General features: G+C 69.7%; 18 protein-coding genes. 10 read left to right on the top strand and 8 right to left on the bottom strand.

Annotated features, from left to right (window positions below):
• The first annotated feature begins 4 nt into the window (after positions 1–4).
• The 7 genes from H6927_14430 to H6927_14400 all read left to right on the top strand — a co-directional run bounded on the left by H6927_14430 (position 5) and on the right by H6927_14400 (position 6,724).
• On the top strand, positions 5–535 hold the full coding sequence (locus tag H6927_14430) for a methylated-DNA--[protein]-cysteine S-methyltransferase (protein ID MCP5219295.1): 531 nt from the start codon (positions 5–7) through the stop codon (positions 533–535).
• Positions 536–570: 35 nt separating this feature from the next.
• Positions 571–1,524: a cobalamin biosynthesis protein CobD gene (gene cobD / locus H6927_14425; GenBank protein MCP5219294.1), complete on the top strand. Its 954-nt coding sequence runs from the start codon at positions 571–573 to the stop codon at positions 1,522–1,524.
• 85 nt (positions 1,525–1,609) lie between these two features.
• A complete protein-coding gene (locus H6927_14420) occupies positions 1,610–2,716 on the top strand; it encodes an aminotransferase class I/II-fold pyridoxal phosphate-dependent enzyme (protein MCP5219293.1) in 1,107 nt (368 codons plus the stop codon).
• A complete protein-coding gene (gene cobT, locus H6927_14415) occupies positions 2,682–3,725 on the top strand; it encodes a nicotinate-nucleotide--dimethylbenzimidazole phosphoribosyltransferase (GenBank protein MCP5219292.1) in 1,044 nt (347 codons plus the stop codon). Before H6927_14420 ends, cobT begins: the two co-directional genes overlap by 35 nt.
• Before the next feature lie 79 nt (positions 3,726–3,804).
• On the top strand, positions 3,805–4,605 hold the full coding sequence (locus H6927_14410; GenBank protein MCP5219291.1) for an adenosylcobinamide-GDP ribazoletransferase: 801 nt from the start codon (positions 3,805–3,807) through the stop codon (positions 4,603–4,605).
• A gap of 7 nt (positions 4,606–4,612) precedes the next feature.
• The gene (locus H6927_14405; GenBank protein ID MCP5219290.1) at positions 4,613–5,170 is read left to right on the top strand and encodes a histidine phosphatase family protein; all 558 of its coding nucleotides are present in this window, start codon (positions 4,613–4,615) and stop codon (positions 5,168–5,170) included.
• Between the two features lie 177 nt (positions 5,171–5,347).
• A complete protein-coding gene (locus tag H6927_14400) occupies positions 5,348–6,724 on the top strand; it encodes a chloride channel protein (GenBank protein ID MCP5219289.1) in 1,377 nt (458 codons plus the stop codon).
• Between the two features lie 9 nt (positions 6,725–6,733).
• On the opposite strand, the gene H6927_14395 is transcribed toward H6927_14400, so the two are convergent.
• From H6927_14395 to H6927_14385, 3 genes are read right to left on the bottom strand one after another with little or no spacing between them, the layout of a single operon-like run.
• Positions 6,734–7,729 carry an amidohydrolase gene (locus H6927_14395; GenBank protein ID MCP5219288.1) on the bottom strand — a complete coding sequence of 332 codons (996 nt, stop codon included), beginning with the start codon at positions 7,727–7,729 and terminating at the stop codon, positions 6,734–6,736.
• A 20-nt stretch (positions 7,730–7,749) separates the two neighbouring features.
• Positions 7,750–8,457 (bottom strand): ABC transporter ATP-binding protein, encoded by a 708-nt coding sequence (locus H6927_14390; GenBank protein MCP5219287.1) that lies wholly within the window; start codon positions 8,455–8,457, stop codon positions 7,750–7,752.
• 58 nt (positions 8,458–8,515) lie between these two features.
• Entirely contained in the window at positions 8,516–9,274 is a 759-nt protein-coding gene (locus H6927_14385; protein MCP5219286.1) for an ABC transporter ATP-binding protein, read from the bottom strand.
• 179 nt (positions 9,275–9,453) lie between these two features.
• Here H6927_14385 and H6927_14380 point away from each other — a divergent pair, with 179 nt between their 5' ends.
• The 3 genes from H6927_14380 to H6927_14370 all read left to right on the top strand — a co-directional run bounded on the left by H6927_14380 (position 9,454) and on the right by H6927_14370 (position 11,778).
• Positions 9,454–9,876 carry a hypothetical protein gene (locus H6927_14380; protein MCP5219285.1) on the top strand — a complete coding sequence of 141 codons (423 nt, stop codon included), beginning with the start codon at positions 9,454–9,456 and terminating at the stop codon, positions 9,874–9,876.
• Positions 9,877–9,942: 66 nt separating this feature from the next.
• Complete coding sequence (locus tag H6927_14375; GenBank protein ID MCP5219284.1) at positions 9,943–10,338, top strand: hypothetical protein; 396 nt, start codon at positions 9,943–9,945, stop codon at positions 10,336–10,338.
• Positions 10,339–10,362: 24 nt separating this feature from the next.
• Positions 10,363–11,778 carry an ISL3 family transposase gene (locus tag H6927_14370; protein MCP5219283.1) on the top strand — a complete coding sequence of 472 codons (1,416 nt, stop codon included), beginning with the start codon at positions 10,363–10,365 and terminating at the stop codon, positions 11,776–11,778.
• Here H6927_14370 and H6927_14365 read toward each other — a convergent pair.
• From H6927_14365 to nbaC, 5 genes are all read right to left on the bottom strand, one after another.
• Positions 11,738–12,703 (bottom strand): branched-chain amino acid ABC transporter permease, encoded by a 966-nt coding sequence (locus H6927_14365; protein MCP5219282.1) that lies wholly within the window; start codon positions 12,701–12,703, stop codon positions 11,738–11,740. The genes H6927_14370 and H6927_14365 overlap by 41 nt on opposite strands.
• An 11-nt stretch (positions 12,704–12,714) precedes the next feature.
• Positions 12,715–13,635 carry a branched-chain amino acid ABC transporter permease gene (locus tag H6927_14360; GenBank protein ID MCP5219281.1) on the bottom strand — a complete coding sequence of 307 codons (921 nt, stop codon included), beginning with the start codon at positions 13,633–13,635 and terminating at the stop codon, positions 12,715–12,717.
• On the bottom strand, positions 13,632–14,552 hold the full coding sequence (locus H6927_14355; GenBank protein ID MCP5219280.1) for an MBL fold metallo-hydrolase: 921 nt from the start codon (positions 14,550–14,552) through the stop codon (positions 13,632–13,634). The genes H6927_14360 and H6927_14355 overlap by 4 nt, the downstream gene beginning before the upstream one ends.
• Positions 14,553–14,596: 44 nt before the next feature.
• Positions 14,597–15,760, bottom strand: coding sequence for an ABC transporter substrate-binding protein (locus tag H6927_14350; protein MCP5219279.1), 1,164 nt, complete (start codon positions 15,758–15,760; stop codon positions 14,597–14,599).
• Between the two features lie 157 nt (positions 15,761–15,917).
• Positions 15,918–16,481, bottom strand: coding sequence for a 3-hydroxyanthranilate 3,4-dioxygenase (nbaC, locus tag H6927_14345; GenBank protein ID MCP5219278.1), 564 nt, complete (start codon positions 16,479–16,481; stop codon positions 15,918–15,920).
• Between the last annotated feature and the right edge of the window lie 35 nt (positions 16,482–16,516).

The following is a 16,516-nucleotide window of genomic DNA, read 5'->3' as shown; positions in this document are numbered from 1 at the left end:
CGCCATGCCACTGATTTCCCACACTTACGCGACGCCTCTGGGCGACATGCTGGCCCTTTTTTCCGAGCGCGGCCTGTGCCTGCTCGAGTTTGGCGTCGACACCCGGGACCTGCATCGGGAGTGGGTCCAGGTCGAGGCCGCGCGGGGCGGCCCGGCGCAGCCCGGCGCGAGCAGCGCCACCGCGCAGCTCGGCGCGGAACTGGATGCGTACTTTGCCGGACGGCGGCGCACGTTCGACGTGCCGCTCGACCTCGTCGGCACGGCGTTCCAGATCGACGTCTGGCGGGCGCTGCTGGCCATTGCCTACGGCCAGACCCGCAGCTATGCCGAGCAGGCGCGGCAAATCGGCCGCCCCACGGCCACGCGCGCCGTGGCCGCGGCCAACGGCCAGAACAAGATCTCGATCATCGTGCCGTGCCACCGCGTGATCGGCAGCGACGGCAGTCTCACCGGCTACGGCGGCGGCCTGCCGCGCAAGCGCTGGCTGCTGGCACTGGAGCAGGGCGGTGCGCCGCCCCGGGACCTGCTGTCGTGATCTGGCTCCCCGAGCTGTCCGATGGCACCGGCGCGGTGCTGGCCTGCGCGCCGGCGCTGGCGCTGGCCGCCGACCATTGGCTGGGCGAGCCACCGGTCCGCTGGCATCCGGTCGTGTGGATGGGGCGCTACCTTGCGTGGGCGGGCGCGCGGTGCGCGCCCTGTGCCGGCGCGCCGCGCGTGATGTCGGACCGGCGCATTTTCTGGCTGGCTGCGCTGTACTGGTGTGCGGCGGCCGCCGCGATCGTCGCGGCGACCTGGCTGGTCCAGGCCTGGGTGCTGGCGGGGCCGGCTTGGGCTGCGGCGCTGGTGCTGGGCCTGCTGCTCAAACCGCTGCTGGCCTGGGCGATGCTGCGCGACGAGGTGCTTGGTGTGGAGCACGCGCTTGGCGAATCGCTGGACGCGGGGCGTGCGCGGCTCGCGCGGCTGGTCAGCCGCGACGTGGCGACGCTGTCCAAACACGAGGTGCGCGAGAGCGCGATCGAGAGCCTGGCCGAAAACCTGAACGATTCGCTGGTGGCGCCGCTGCTGTGGTTCGCGTTGCTCGGGCTGCCGGGCGCGGCGCTGTTTCGCTTCGCCAACACGGCGGACGCCATGTGGGGCTACCGCGGCGCGCGTGGCGGGCGCGACTGGCGCTGGGCCGGCCAATGGGCGGCGCGCGCCGACGACGTGCTGGCCTGGCTGCCGGCGCGCATCACGGCCGGGCTGATCGCTGTTCTCGGCGCGCCTTTCAGCAAAGGTTGGCGCACGCTGGGTCGGCTGCCCTTGGAATCGGCGCGCACGCCGTCGCCCAACGGCGGCTGGCCCATGGCGGCGATGGCGCTGGCGCTCGGCGTGCGTCTTGGCAAACCCGGCGTCTACACCCTGAACGCCGCTGGCCCCGGCGCCGAGCCGGCCGACACGGTGCGTGCCTGCGCCATCGGCGCGCGCGCCGCGCTGGCCGCCACGCTGCTGGCCTGCGCGGCGCTGCTGTGCGCCGTTGCCGTATGAAACCTGGCCGGATTTCTCAGGCAATTCGGCCTCAAGCCAGTTCTGTTTCTTTGCTTTTAGCTATGCTTTCAGGAGCAAATCGGTGTTGACCCCGGTTCACGGCGGTCCCGACGCCCAGGGCGTGCCGGCGCACGACCTGTCGACCAACGTCAATGCCTGCGGCCCCTACCCGCCGGCGCTGCGCGCGCTGCACGAGGCCGATGCGTGCCACTACCCCGACCCGGCCTACACCCGGCTCGCCGCGCAACTGGCCGCCTGGCATGGCGTGTCGTCAGAGCGCATCGTGCCGGCCGCCAGCGGCAGCGAGTTCATCCAGCGCATCAGTGTCGCAACCGCACTGCACGCCGGCGCCGGGGCCCTGCGCTGGTGGCAGCCGGCGCACGCCTACGGCGACTACGCGCGGGCCGCGCAGGCTGCGTCGGCCGGATCGTCGGTGCGTACCGACGATCCGGCCGAGGCGCGATTGCTCTGGGCCTGCGACCCGTCCAGCCCGCGCGGCGCGCCGCAGGAGCATCTGGCGGAAACCGTGGCGGCGCTGCGACCGGACCAGACGCTGGTGCTGGACCAGGCCTACGAACCGCTGCGGCTCGCCGGCGCGCTGGCGCTCGACGCCGCGGCGCTGGAGCGCGTGTGGCGCCTCGTCACGCCGAACAAGGCGCTCGGCCTGGCCGGCGTGCGCGCGGCCTACGCCATTGCGCCGCGCACGGTGGACGCGGCACTGCTCGCGCGCGTGCAGCGGCTCGCGCCTTCGTGGCCGCTGGGCGCCCACGGCGTGGCGCTGCTGCAGACCTGGGCGACGCCGCCGGCACGGGACTGGCTGGCGGACTGCCGCGCCACGCTGCGCGCCTGGAAGGCGCGGCAGGTCGAATGGCTGCGCCGCGCGGACTGGTGCGTCGAACCGGGCGATGCCAATTTCTTCGTCGCGGTGCCTCCGGATGGCACGGGTGCCGAGATGCGGCCCGACCTGCAGCAGCGGCTTGCCGCATGGCGGGCACGCGGCTTCAAGCTGCGCGACTGCGCCAGCTTCGGCCTGCCCGGCCGGGTGCGCATGGCGGTGGTGGCACCGGCCGTGCAGGACGCGCTGCTGCAAGCCCTGGCTCGCGCATCGGATCGTCGATCCCGTTCTGAATCTCCATCACCCGCAATAGCCCATCGCCATGAACCCATCCCTTCGACTTCCCGACGTTCCTGATCTGACCGACCCCGCGCGCGCGGCCGCGCTGCGGCACCGCATCGACCGCAAGACCGTGCCGCACGGTGCGCTGGGGCGCCTGGCGGCGCTGGGCGAACGGCTGGGTGCGATCCTCGGCACCACCGAGCCGCGCCTCACCGCGCCGCAACTGGTGGTGTTCGCCGCCGACCACGGCATCGCGGCGCGCGGCGTGTCGGCCTATCCCAGCGACGTGACCTGGCAGATGGTGGGCAACTTCCTGGCCGGCGGCGCGGCGGTGAGCGTGCTGGCGCGCCAGCACGGCATCGCGCAGACCGTGCTGGACTGCGGCGTGCGGCACGACTTCGAGCCTGCACCGGGCCTGCTCGTGCGCAAGATCGCACCGGGCACGCAGGATTGTTCGCGCGGTCCGGCCATGACGCGCGTCCAATGCGAGCAGGCGATCGTCAACGGCATCGAACTGGTCCAGTCGCTCCCCGGCAACGCGCTGCTGCTGGGCGAGATGGGCATTGGCAACACCAGCGCCGCGTCGCTGCTGACGGCGCGCCTGGGCGGCATCGACGTGGCCGAGGTGACCGGCGCCGGCACCGGGCTGGACGCCGCCGGCATCGCGCGCAAGACCGCGCTGCTGCGCGAGGCGCTGGCGGCCAATGCCGACGCGGTGCAGCCGCTGGACGTGCTGGCGGCGCTGGGCGGGTTCGAGATCGCCACCATGGTCGGCAGCGTGCTGCAGGCCGCGCAGGAGCGGCGCGTGATCGTGGTCGACGGCTTCATCGCCACGGCCGCGGTGCTGGCGGCGAGCCGCCTCGCACCGAACGTGCTGCAGCGCTGCGTGTTCGCGCATTGCTCGAGCGAGCGCGGCCACACACGGCTGCTGGGCCTGCTCGGCGCCGCGCCGCTGCTCGACCTGGGCCTGCGCGTGGGCGAGGGCAGCGGCGCTGCGCTGGCCTGGCCGCTGCTCGAGTCGGCCTGCCGCATCCTGAACGAAATGGCGAGCTTCGAGTCCGCCGGCGTCTCGGACCGCGGTTGATCATGCAAAGCGCCGCGGCACCGGCCGGTCCCAGCGCGATGCGCTATGCCCGCTGCGGTTAGGCCTGGGCGGAACGCACATGCAATCGCTGCGCCACTTCCTGCTCGCGCTGCAGTTCTTCACCCGCATCCCCGTCACCGGGCGGCTGGCGGCGTGGGTGGGCTACAGCCCGGCCATGCTGAACGCCGCGGCGGGGCACTTTCCGGGCGTGGGCTGGGTGGTGGGCGGCGTGGGCGCTGCCGTGCTGTGGGGCGCGCTGCAGCTGTGGGGCACTACGCCGCTGGGCGCGCTGGTGGCGGTGGGCCTGTCCACCGCCGCCACGGCCTGGCTGACCGGCGCCTTTCATGAAGACGGCCTGGCCGACACGGCCGATGGCCTGGGCGGCAGCGTGAGCCGCGAGCGGGCGCTGGAGATCATGAAGGACTCGCGCATCGGCAGCTACGGCACGGTCACGCTGGTGCTGGCGCTGGGGCTCAAGCTGGCCTTGCTGGCGCTGCTGGCGCAGCGCGGCGCGGCCTGCGCGGCGACGGCGCTGTGGGCCGCGCACGTGCTGTCGCGCGCCGCGCCGCTGGGGGTGATGTGCGCGCTGCCCTATGTCAGCGATGCGGCGCAGGCCAAGTCCAAGCCGCTGGCCGAGGCGGTGTCGCGGGGCAGCCTGGTGATTGCATTTTTGTGGTCCATTCCGGCCCTGGCCCTGATGGAACAAGCGCTGGGCGCTATTCATTTGATGGCGGCGCTGACGCTGTGGGGCGTGGCGCTGGCGGCCATGCTGCACCTGCTGCGCCGCCGCTTGCAGGGCTTTACGGGCGACACGCTGGGCGCCACGCAGCAGCTGTGCGAGCTGGCGCTGTATCTCGGGCTTTCGCTGTCGTTGTCATGAGGCGGGGATGAAGCTCTGGCTGGTGCGCCACGCCGAGGTCCAGGCCGCCGCCGGCCTGTGCTACGGCAGCAGCGACCTGCTGGCCTGCGCCGGCGCCACCTGGCGCGCCGCGCGGATGCTGGCGACGCGGCTGCCGCCGGGTGTGGCGGTCCACGCTTCGCCGCTGCAACGCTGCAGGACGCTGGCGCAGGCCCTGCAGACCTTGCGGCCGGACCTGGCGCCGGGTTTCGACGACCGGCTGCGCGAGATGGACTTCGGCCGCTGGGAGCGCATGCGCTGGGCGGACATCCCGCGCGCCGACTTCGACGCGTGGCTGGCCGACTTCGCCGACGCCCGCCCGGGCGGCGGCGAGTCGGTGCGCGAACTGATGGCCCGCGTGGCCGCCGCGTGGGATGCGCACCGTGCGCGCGGCACCGACGCGGTGTGGATCACCCATGCCGGCGTGATGCGCGCCGCGCTGCTGCTGGAGCGGCACGTGCGGCTGCCGGCCCGCGCCGAGGACTGGCCGGCGGACGCGTTGCCGTACGGGCAGGTGCGGATCGTCGACCAACCCGCCGCCGGATAGGCATGGGCGCTGCCGCCATGCTGCTCGGCGTGATGATCGTGATCCGGCGCCCGGCCGCATTCACCGGATGGCAGCCGGGCTCCACGCAGGCATCGATCGCCTGACCGCGCCCCCTACAATGAGCCGCAGTTTTTGCGGCTTTGTCTCGTGCGGCGCGTCCTGGGCCGCCGCCACGCCATGCGACGCCTGTCACCCGCCGAACCCCTGGTCATGCTGGCCACCATCGCCCTGTGGCTGGTGCTGGCCATGGTCACCGGCGCGCTGGTGGGCTCGGCGTGCAGCGTGTTTCTGCACCTGCTGTTCGCCAGCGAGGGGCGCCTGTACGGCGTGCCCTGGGCGCTGCTGGCCGCGCTGCTGCCGCTGGCCGGGCTGGCCAACGGCCTGCTGCTGCACTACGGCTACCGGCTGGACGCCAGCGGCCTGAAGGACGAGCCGATCGAAGCCGTCAACGAGCAGCAGGGCCGCATGCCGCTGGCCACGCTGTGGATCAAGCCGGTGGCCGCGCTGATCACCCTGGGCTGCGGCGGCTCGGCCGGCAAGGAGGGGCCGTGCTCGCACATCGGCGCCGGCGTGGCCGCCGGGGTGGGGCAGGCGCTGCGGCTGAACGCCGAGCTGCGCAAGCGCCTGGTGGCCTGCGGCGTGAGCGCGGGCTTTGCCAGCGTGTTCGGCACGCCGATCGCCGGCGCGATCTACGGCGTGGAGATGCTGGCCATCGGCCGCATCCGGCACGACTTCCTGTTTCCGGGCATCGTGGCCGGCGTGACGGCCTTCGTCGTCAGCCGCTTCTGGGGCGTGCCGTATCCCGACTATCACATCGCCTTCGACGCGCGCTTCACCGAGCTGCTGTTTCTCAAGACCGTGCTGATCGGCGTGCTGTGCGGCGTGGCCGCGTCCTGGTTCGTCGAGGCCCTGCACCTGGCGCGCCAGGGCTTCGGCTGGCTGGGGCGGCGCCTGGGGCTGTGGCCGCCGCTGCTGCCGCTGCTGGGCGGTGTGGTGTTGGCGCTGCTGCTGGCCGTGCTGCCGCGCGAGTACATGGGCCTGTCGCTGCCGGTGATGGAGCGCGCGCTGCAGGGCCAGGCCATGCCTTGGCTGGGCTTCGCGTTCAAGATCGTGCTGGTGGCGGTCACGCTGGGCTCGGGTTTTTACGGCGGCATCGTCACGCCGCAGTTCGTCATTGGCGCGGTGCTGGGCGGCGCGCTGGCGCCCCTGCTGGGCATGCACGCGGCGCAGGGCGCGGCGGTGGGCATGGTGGCCGTGGTGGCATCGGCCTCCAACACGCCGGTGGCGGCGGTGCTGATGGGGGTGGAGCTGTTCGGCGGCGGCTCCACGCTGTACGTGGCCGGCGCCTGCGTGTCGGCCTACCTGATGGTCGGCCACCGCAGCGTGTATCCGTCCCAGCACCTGGCCTACCCCAAGGCCGCGTGGTTCACCGCCCCGGCCGACCAGCCGGTGGGGCACGAGAAGGTGCAGCTGTCCTACGGCCTGCTGCGCTGGTGGCGCGAGGTGGTGCTGCCGTCGTGGCGGCGCGTGCGCGATCGCCTGCGCCGCCGCTGAGCGGCTCGTTCAGGCGGCCAAACCGAAGAACGCGCGCGCGTTGCCGTCCAGGATGCGCCGCTGCCCCTCGGCGCCCAGGAAGTCGCACGAGCGCACCAGCGAACCGGGCTGCTGCTCGCCCAGCGGGAAGGGCGCGTCGGTGCCCAGCATCACGCGGTCGGTGCCCATCACGTCGGTCAGCAGCCGGAGCGCGCCGGGGTCGAACACAGCGCTGTCGGTGTACAGGCGCCGCGCGTAGCTGGAGGGCAGCTCGGGGCAGTCCTGGCGCACGATGTCGCGGTGCTTCCAGGCGTTGTCCACCCGGCCCAGGGTGTAGGCGAAATTGCCGCCGCCGTGGGCAAAGCAGATCTTCAGCGACTTGGGAATGCGCTCCAGCGCGCCCGAGAGGATCAGCGACAGCATGCCCAGCTGCGTCTCGGCCGGCATGGCCACCAGCCAGGGCATCATCCACTGCTTCATGCGGCCGTCGGTCATCATGTCCCAGGGGTGGACGAAGACCGGGATGGCGTTGTCGGCGCAGAACGTCAGGAAGTCGATCAGGTCCGGATGGTCCAGGTCCTTCTTGCCCATGTGGTTGCCGATCTGCACGCCCAGCGCGCCGGCCTGCATGGCGCGCGCGGCCTCGGCCGTGGCCAGCTGCACGTCCTGCAGCGCCACCTGCGACAGCCAGCGCAGCCGCGCGGGGTGGGGCGCGCAGTAGGCGGCGGCCTTCTCGTTCATGCGCGTGGCCCAGTCGGCGGCGCGCGGCGCCTCCCAGGCGTAGCCGAACATGACCGGCGTGGCGCAGACGATCTGCAGCGAGATGCCGGCCGCGTCCAGCCCGCGCACGCGCGCGTCGGGGTCCCACAGCTCGTCGTGCACCGGGCGAAACGGCCTGTCGCCCAGCATGATCTGGCCGGTCCTGCCATCGGCGTCCACCGTGAGCCAGGGCGCGCGCTCGGCGTCGACGGCGCGGGCCTCGGCCTGGCTGATTCGGGGAAAGAAGTGCGAATGGATGTCGATCATGGTGAGCGTGGGGGTTGGTTCTAGCCGGCCGAGAGGTAGCGGTGCTGAGCCGCCTTGTCGGCGCGCAGCGCGTCGGAGCTGCCGCTCCAGGCCACCTGGCCTTTTTCGACGATGTGGTGCTGCTCGGCCAGCTCGAGCAGGGGCGCCAGGTTCTTGTCCACCACCAGGATGGCCATGCCTTCGGCCTTGATCTCCCGCAGCGCCAGCCAGATCTCGCGCCGTACCAGCGGCGACAGGCCTTCGGTGGCTTCGTCCAGGATGAGCAGCTCGGGGTTGGTCATCAGGGCACGGCCGATGGCCAGCATCTGCTGCTCGCCGCCCGACAGCTGGTTGCCGAAGTTGGACGCGCGCTCGGCCAGGCGCGGAAACAGGCAGTGCACGCGCTCCATGGTCCAGGCATTGGGTGCCCCGCGCTGGCGTCCGGTGGCCACCAGGTTTTCGCGCACGCTGAGGTTGGGAAACACCTGCCGCCCCTCGGGCACCAGGCCCAGGCCCAGCCGGGCGATCGCGTAGGGCGGGCGGCCCTGCACGGCTTGTCCCTTCCAGCGCACCGTGCCGCCCAGGGGCGTCAGCAGGCCCATGATGGTCTTGATGGTGGTCGTCTTGCCCATGCCGTTGCGGCCCAGCAAGGTCGCGCACTGGCCCGGCGCCACCGCCAGGTTCATGCCGAACAGCACCTGGCTGGCGCCATAGCCGGCGGCCAGATCCTCGACTTCGAGCAGGTTCATTGAACGACCCTCCGCGCTGCGCGCCGTGGGATTCGCGCTAGGGAGCGGCCCGGCGCGCTCATGCCGGAATCTCCTCGTCGCCCAGATAGGCCTCGCGCACCAGCGGGTGCTGCTGGACCGCCGCCGGGTCGCCGCAGTAGATCACCCGGCCGTGGAACAGCACGCTGATGCGGTCGGCCAGCGCGAACACGGCGTCCATGTCGTGCTCGATCAGCAGGATGCCGTACTGCCCCTTCAGGCGCTGCAGCAGGGCCACGATCTGCGCCGATTCGACCGGCCCCATGCCGGCCATCGGCTCGTCCAGCAGCAGCACCTTGGGCTGCATGGCCATCGCCATCGCCATCTCCAGCTGGCGCTGCTGCCCGTAGGCCAGCAGCGCGGCCGGGGTGTCGCGTTGCGCGCCCAGGCCGATCAGCTCGATCACCGCGTCGGCGCGCCGCACCAGCTCGGCCGTCTCGCGCGCCGGCTGCCAGAAGTGGTACGCATGGCCCAGGCAGCCCTGCACCGCGAGGATGACGTTCTCGAGCACGGTGAAGGGGCCGATGACCGAGGTGATCTGGTAGGAGCGCCCGATGCCCGCGCGCGCCCGCTCGGCCACGCCCAGGCTGTCGATGGACTGGCCCAGCAGCCGGATGCTGCCCGCGTCGTTCCTGACCTCGCCCACGATCTGGCTGATCAGGGTGGTCTTGCCCGCGCCGTTGGGGCCGATGATGGCGTGCACCTCGCCGGCGCGCACGTCCAGGTCGACGTGGTCGGTGACCAGCAGGCCGCCGTATCGCTTGACCAGCCCCTGGATGCTCAGCAGTGCCTGCGTCATGTCAGCGGCCTCCCCGGGCGGCTGGCGCATCGGAGAGGATGCCCCACAGCCCGTTCTTGAGAAACAGCACGATCAGCACGATGACCGGCCCCATGATGACGGCTCTCCGGAATAACTTGTGGAACAGGTGACCATGCAGTATCCTCCTGAGTCGGATTTTCGTGTGGAAAGGAAACCAAGTGAAACTGCATCCTAAGACCGCCGCCCTTGTGGACCGGTTCGCCGCAGCTCTGAAGGAAAAACTCGCCGCCGCAGAGGAGAAGTACGGCTACTCCGACGGGTGGGCGACTGACGACTGGATGGGCGAGTGTCGCAAGGAACTGCGGAAGCACGTTGCAAAAGGGGACCCACTGGATGTGGCGGCCTACTGCGCATTCCTGTGGCATCACGGCGAGGCGACCACCGGCCCATGTCCGCACGCAGACTACTGCAACGAGACGGGCTCCTGCGCGAACGGATGCGATGACCGGATGCCTCGGCTGACGGACCAAGATGTGGCCGACTGCTTGGGTCGGTCGTTCGATGCGGCGGGGAATATCCTGCCCAGCACCTTCGCACGCGAGGTTCTCCGGGCGGCTCAAGTCTTGGTCCGAGAGAAGTGAATTGACTGCCTTTTTCTTCATCTGCGCAGCCCTGTACTGCGCGTGGTTCATCCTGAGGTTCCTGCTATGAACGAGAATTACGAGGGCGCGCTGGCCAAGATTGACGCTGCAAGGAAACTGGCCCGGCAGACGATGGCGAAGCATGGCAAAGAGGAGGTGTGCGACCCGCCAATGGGCATCGACACGCCCCAGAGGCCGGCGCTGCCGGCTTGGCAGGACGTGTTGGGCGCTGCCGAGCAGCTCGTCCGGCAGAAGCCCGCCTTCCCCAAGTACATCAAGGGCACGGTCTTGGAGAACGATGTGCCGGTGTGGATTGCCACCTTCACCCAGCAAATGCTGGTGCGCGAGCTGTCTCGCATCCGGGCTGTCATCGCTTCCGACCGCTGTGACGGTGATACCGACTACGCAGCGGGAGCCAACGCCGCCCGAGCCAAGTACCTCGCCGCCATTGACAAGCGGTGACCCCATCCACACGACAATCCGGGGATGACGGACATCCTCGACCTGAAGGGCTGGACGGTGCTGGGTCGCACCGAGGAGGACGGGGCGGACGTGCTGGAGGCGGAGTACCCGCTGCCCATGCCTACCGCCTGCCCAAAGTGCGGCACCCTCGACTGCATCTACCGGCACGGCACCAAAGCTACTACTTACGTCGACATTCCGATGCGCGGGAAGCCGGCCAAGCTGCGGGCGAAGGTCCAGCGATACCGGTGCACCTCCTGCAAGGAGACCTTCCTGCAGCCGCTGGGCGGCATCTTGGAGGGCCGGCGCATGACGGAGCGCTGCGCCACCTACATCAAGGCCCACAGCCTGCGGGACACCTTCACCCGCATCGCGGAGAACGTGGGGTGCGACGACAAGACGGTCCGGACGCTGGGGGCGGAGTACATGGCCGAACTGGAGGCCAGCCACCGGCCGGAGATGCCAGACTGGCTGGGCATCGACGAGACCCAAATCGACGGGAAGATGCGCTGCGTCCTGACGGACATCGGGGAGCGCCGCATCCTCGACATGCTGCCGGACCGGGACAAGGCGACCTTGGCGGGGTGGCTGCACCGGTTCAAGGACCGGCACTGGGTCAAGGGCGTGGCCATCGACATGTGGCGGCCGTACCGGGACGTGTCGCACCAGATGTTCCCTGGCCGACCGGTGGTCATCGACAAGTTCCACGTCGTCCGCATGGCGAACTACTGCATGGAGCGGGTCCGCATCCGGCTCCAGAAGCAGCGCAAGGCTGGCGAGCGGCGCCTGTGGCTCCAGTCCAAGGCGATGCTGAACATGCGGTACGCCAAGCTGGCCGAGAAGGGCCGGTTCAATCTGGACATGTGGCTGGCCAACGAGCCCGAGCTGGCCGCCGCCTACGGGCTGAAAGAGGCGTTCTACAACATCTACGACCTGCCCAAGGCGCAGGCCGTGGCGGCCTTCGACGCCTTCCCGGGGACCATCCCAGCCAGCCTGAAGGCGGACTTCAAGACTCTCACGACCGCCATGAAGAACTGGCGGACGGAGATTCTGGCGTACTTCGACCACCCCATCACCAACGCCTACACCGAGGCGCTGAACGGGGTCGCCAAGACCATCAACCGGCAGGGCCGGGGGTACACCTTCGAGGTGCTGCGCGCCCGTCTCCTGTACGGCAAGGGGCCGCTGGAGCCGTGGCGGCTGGCGACCGTCTACCCTGCCAACCCCACCCAGTTGCAGCTCCTGAAGCGGGAACAGGGCAACCGGTGCCAGAGCTGCGGCTGCGAGCTGGGACGGACCAAGGACGACAAGGCGAACGTGGTCGTTCTGGTGCGCGGCAACACCCGCCGGCAGCAGCTCATTTGCGGGCTGTGCAACGTCGGTTTCCACACGGAGGCACTCAATCACCGGAAGCCTCCTTCAACACAGAAATCCGGATAGCCATGATGACCAGCCAGTGGTCGGTCAGGCCCTTGAGCCCTTCCTCCAGCAGCAGGAACACCAGCGCGCCGACCACCGGGCCCATCAGCGTGCCCATGCCGCCCAGCAGCACCATCACGATCAGCTCGCCCGACACCGTCCAGGCCATGTAGGCGGGCGAGGCAAACGAGGTGAGGTTGGCCAGGAAGAAGCCCGCCAGCGCGCACAGCAGCGCCGACACCACGTAGCCCACCAGCCGGTAGCCCAGCGGCGGCGTACCGACGGCGTTGACCCGCCTTTCGTTGATCATGGTGGCGCGCAGCACCAGCCCGAAGCGCGAGGCCACCACGCGGCGCAGCAGCAGCAGCGCCACGGCCAGCGCCGCCAGCACCGACAGGTACAGCGCCGTCTTGCTGCCCGTCAGCGCGCCGAAGCTGGACAGCCGCGCAATGCTCAGACCCTCGTCGCCGCCGTATTGCTTCAGGCCCACGGTGACGAAGAACAGCATCTGCGCGAACGCCAGCGTGATCATGATGAAGGCAATGCCCTGGGTGCGCAGCGCGATCAGCCCCACCGGCACGGCGACCACCGTCGTGACCAGCAGCACCAGCAGCAGGTGCGCCAGCCCGTTGTCCAGGCCGTGGTGCGAGGCGATCGCCACCACGTAGGCGCCGATGCCCATGTACATCGCATGCCCGAAGCTCACCATGCCCCCGTAGCCCAGGGCCAGGTTCAGCCCCACGGCGGCCAGCGCGAACACCAGGATGCGCCCGACCAGGATCAGCACGTAGCTGTCGCCGCTTACGAGGCCATACACCGGAACCAGCACGAAAAAGGCCGCCAGCAAGGCCGTGAACACCGTGCGCCAGCGCGCCTTGGGCCAGCCCAGCAGCGCGGGCGCGGGCGCGGGCGATACCGCGGCGGAAGTTGAAGGCAATGACGACATGGGCAACACCTTCAGCGGTTCTTGACCGGAAACAGGCCATCGGGCTTGAGCGCCAGCACCACCGCCATCAGGACGTAGACCGCCAGCGACGACAGGGCAGGCCCCAGCGTGTTGGCAGCCTCGGGGTCCAGCACGCCGCGCAGCAGGGCAGGCACCAGGGTGCGCCCCACGGTGTCGACCACGCCCACCACCAGCGCGCCCAGGAAGGCCCCGCGGATGGAGCCGATGCCGCCGATCACGATGACCACCAGCGTGGTGATCAGGATCGGGTCGCCCATGCCCGGCTGCACCGACATGATGGGGCCGACCATGGCGCCGGCCAGGCCGGCCAGGCCCGCGCCCAGCGCGAAGATGAAGGTGTTGAGCCAGCCGATGTTGACCCCCAGCGCAGACACCATGGCGCGGTTGCTGGCGCCGGCGCGGATCAGCATGCCGATGCGCGTGCGCTCGATCAGCAGGTACAGGCCCACGGCCACCGCCAGCCCGACGGCGATGATCAGCATGCGGTACACCGGGTAGTTGATGCCCAGCAGCGGCACCGAGGCCGAGAGCGAGTCGGGCAGCTCCATGAACACCGGCGAGGCGCCCCAGATCATGCGCGCCAGCTCGTTGGCGAACAGCACCAGGCCGAAGGTGGCCAGCACGTGGTCCAGGTGGTCGCGCCGGTACAGCGCGAACAGCCCGGCGCGGTCGACCAGCACCCCCAGCACGAACACCCCGCCAAAGCCGGCCAGCACCGCCAGCGCGAACGAGCCCGTGGCGTTCCAGGTAGCGGCGGCGAAATAGGCGCCGAACATGTACAGCGCGCCGTGCGCCAGGTTGACGAAGCTCATGATGCCGAACACCAGCGTCAGGCCCGCGGCCATCAGGAACAGCAGCACGCCGAACTGCAGGCCGTTGAGCGTCTGGATCAGAAGCAGTTCAGGCGTCATGCGGTACCCGGCCCTTCGTGCGGGATGAAGTCGTAGGCATAGTGCGTGCCCTCCGCGGTTGGTACGCAGCGCAGCCGCCCGGCGGTCGGATCGGGAAAGTGCGCTGGAAACAGCAACGTCCGCTGCCGTGCATGCTGCTGCAGAAAAGCCAGGCGCGTGGCGCGCGCCTGGTCGGCGTCAAAGCAAAAGCGCGTGCTCCAATGCGGAAATCGGCATTGCAGCGGGTGGTGCAGCAGATCGCCGGTGATCAGGGCCTGCTGGCCTTCGCTGTCGATGGCCACGCAGACGTGGCCCGGCGTGTGGCCGGGGGTGTGGACCAGGGCAATGGCCTCGTCGATGCGGTGATCGGACGGCACCAGGTCGGCCAGGCCGGCCTCGAAGATGGGGCGCACGCTGTCTTCGACGTAGTCACCCGTGCGCTGCAGGGCCTGGCGTCCTGCGTCCGAGCTCCAGTAGGCGTATTCCGGCTCGACGAACAGATAGCGCGCACGCGGAAACGTCGGCGCCCACTGCCCACCCACCCGCCGGGTATGCCAGCCCACGTGATCCACGTGCAGGTGGGTCGAGAGCACGATGTCGACATCCTGCGGCGCCACGCCCGCGGCCTGCAGCCGGTCGAGCCAGTGCCATTGCCTGCCGTCGAAGTCCGGCCGCGCCCGCTGCTTGCAGTCGCCCACGCAACTGTCGACCAGGATGGTCTTGCCGCCGCTGCGCAGCACGAAGCCCTGCATGGTGATGACCAGCCGGTCGCTGGCGGCGTCATAGAGGGCGGGGCCCATCCATGCGCGCTGCGCCGAGATGCTTTCGGGGGTGGATTCGGGATAAAGCTCGGCGGGGCGCAGCAGCGGCTCGCTGGCTTCGACCACCAGGATGACCTCGACGGCGCCGATGCGAAAGCGCCGGGCCGTGTCGGTCATGGGCTCGCCTGACACTGCAGCGCCAGTCCGCCGGTGCTCAGGGCTCAGTACTTGCACTCGCTCACGTAGGCGTCGCGGTGCGCCTTCAGCGGCGTGGCGATGGTCTTGAGCGAGACGCGGCCGGCGCTGTCCTTGGCCACCTGGAAGACGTGGAAGTCCTGGATCGGGTAGCCGTTGACGTCGAACTTGTAGGCCCCGCGCAGCGACGCGTAGTCAGCGGCGCGCAGCGCGTTGCGGAAGGCCTGCTTGTCCGCGGTCTTGCCGCCGGTCTTCTTCAGCGCGCTGTCGATCAGCAGCGCCGAGTCGTAGGCCTGCGCCGCGTACTGCGAGGGGATGCGGTTGTACTTTTTCTCGAACGCGGCGACGAAATTCTTGCTGGTCGCGTTGTCGAAATCAGGCCCCCAGAAGGTGCCCGTGACGGCGCCCAGGGCCGTGTCCTTGAGGGCCGGCAGCGTGGTGCCGTCGACGGTGGAGGCCGACACCAGCGGGATCTTGCCCAGCAGGCCGGCCTGCTTGTACTGCTTGATGAAGTTCACGCCCATGCCACCGGGGTAGAACACGTAGACCACGTCGGGAGCGGCCGCCTGCAGCTGGGCCAGTTCGGCCGAGTAGTCGGGCTGGTTCAGCTGGGTATACACCTCGCCGGCCACGCTGCCCTTGTACAGGCGCTTGAAGCCCGCGATCTGGTCACGGCCGGACTGGTAGTTGGGCGCCAGCAGATAGGCCTTCTTGTAGCCCTTGTCGTTGGCGTAGGCGCCCATCACCTCGGCCTGCTCGTCGTTCTGCCACGAGGCAAAGAAAAAGCCCTTGTTGCACTGCTTGCCGGCCAGCGGCGCCGGGCCGGCATTGGAGCCGACGAAGGTCATGTCGGCATCGGCCAGAGGCTTGGCAATGGCCATCATGACGTTGGAGAAGGTCACGCCGGCCACCAGGTCGACCTTGTCCTTCTCGATGAACTTCTGCACGATCTGCACGCCCACGTCGGGCTTGAGCTGGTCGTCTTCCTTGATCAGGTCGATCTTCTGGCCGCCCAGCTTGCCGCCGTGCTGCTCCAGCGCCAGCGCGAAGCCGTCGTACATGTCCTGGCCCAGCGCCGCGGCGCTGCCCGACATGGTGGCCATGAAGCCGATCTTGACGTCGGCGTGGGCCAGGCCCGACAGGGCCGCCGCGGACAGGGCTACGGCCAGGGGTTTGAGAAAGAGCTTCATGCGTGTCTCCTGAGGTGTATGGAACGATCGGTGCCTGACCAACGACTGGCGCGCCAGTGCCACGCCAGTCGAATTAACTACAGATATAAATATTTCACAAATAAACAATTAAATCCATAGGGATTTCTCCCTGGGTGCCTGATGAGCCAGCACCCGGTCAGGCATGCGCCTGCCGGATGGCATGCCAGGCCGCGTAGTCCTTGCCCGGGTGCACGGTGCCGCAGTGCTTGCAGGTTCTTTCGGCGTCGCTCAAGGCATAGAAGACCTCGTAGGTGCGTGGCAGGTCGGCCACCAGGTCTTGCAGCTCCATGCTGGCGCCCCACACCAGGGTGGCGCACTTGGGGCAGTACCAGTTCAGGGTGTCGATGGCGGCCTTGGGGCGCTTGAGCTCGACCAGGAAGCACAGGCCGTTCGGGTCGGGGCGCTGCGGCGAGTGCTGCAGGTGCGGCTCCATCAGCCACACGTCGCCTTCCTTCAGGTCGATGCGGTCGAACTTGCCGCGGTCCCAGATGTTGAGGTAGGCCGTGCCCTTGATCTGGTAGAAGATTTCTTCCGTCGGGTTGTCGTGGAAGTCGGTGCGCGTGTTGCCGCCGCCCACCATGTTGATGATGTAGTTGCCGTCCGGAAACAGCGCCGCGTTGTTGACCGGGGGCTTGAGGCTGGCGCGGTTGGCGTCGACCCAGCCCATCAGGTTCTTGGGCAATCCGTACTTGGGGTTCATGGTGTGTCTCCGTGCGGGTGGAAAGGACAGGGCGT

The organism is Burkholderiaceae bacterium (assembly GCA_024235995.1).
Lineage (GTDB): Bacteria > Pseudomonadota > Gammaproteobacteria > Burkholderiales > Burkholderiaceae_C > Ottowia.
The sequence above is the reverse complement of the archived record's forward strand: the minus strand, read 5'-3'. Positions and strand labels throughout refer to the sequence as shown.

Coding starts and splice junctions, on each gene's coding strand:
- H6927_14390 (MCP5219287.1), bottom strand. CDS start 8,457: ATGAACCTGCTCGAAGTCGAGGATCTGGCCGCCGGCTATGGCGCCAGC.
- H6927_14385 (MCP5219286.1), bottom strand. CDS start 9,274: ATGACGCAGGCACTGCTGAGCATCCAGGGGCTGGTCAAGCGATACGGC.
- H6927_14405 (MCP5219290.1), top strand. CDS start 4,613: ATGAAGCTCTGGCTGGTGCGCCACGCCGAGGTCCAGGCCGCCGCCGGC.
- H6927_14430 (MCP5219295.1), top strand. CDS start 5: ATGCCACTGATTTCCCACACTTACGCGACGCCTCTGGGCGACATGCTG.
- H6927_14355 (MCP5219280.1), bottom strand. CDS start 14,552: ATGACCGACACGGCCCGGCGCTTTCGCATCGGCGCCGTCGAGGTCATC.
- H6927_14365 (MCP5219282.1), bottom strand. CDS start 12,703: ATGTCGTCATTGCCTTCAACTTCCGCCGCGGTATCGCCCGCGCCCGCG.
- H6927_14375 (MCP5219284.1), top strand. CDS start 9,943: ATGAACGAGAATTACGAGGGCGCGCTGGCCAAGATTGACGCTGCAAGG.
- H6927_14400 (MCP5219289.1), top strand. CDS start 5,348: ATGCGACGCCTGTCACCCGCCGAACCCCTGGTCATGCTGGCCACCATC.
- cobT (MCP5219292.1), top strand. CDS start 2,682: ATGAACCCATCCCTTCGACTTCCCGACGTTCCTGATCTGACCGACCCC.
- H6927_14410 (MCP5219291.1), top strand. CDS start 3,805: ATGCAATCGCTGCGCCACTTCCTGCTCGCGCTGCAGTTCTTCACCCGC.
- H6927_14360 (MCP5219281.1), bottom strand. CDS start 13,635: ATGACGCCTGAACTGCTTCTGATCCAGACGCTCAACGGCCTGCAGTTC.
- H6927_14370 (MCP5219283.1), top strand. CDS start 10,363: ATGACGGACATCCTCGACCTGAAGGGCTGGACGGTGCTGGGTCGCACC.
- H6927_14350 (MCP5219279.1), bottom strand. CDS start 15,760: ATGAAGCTCTTTCTCAAACCCCTGGCCGTAGCCCTGTCCGCGGCGGCC.
- H6927_14395 (MCP5219288.1), bottom strand. CDS start 7,729: ATGATCGACATCCATTCGCACTTCTTTCCCCGAATCAGCCAGGCCGAG.
- nbaC (MCP5219278.1), bottom strand. CDS start 16,481: ATGAACCCCAAGTACGGATTGCCCAAGAACCTGATGGGCTGGGTCGAC.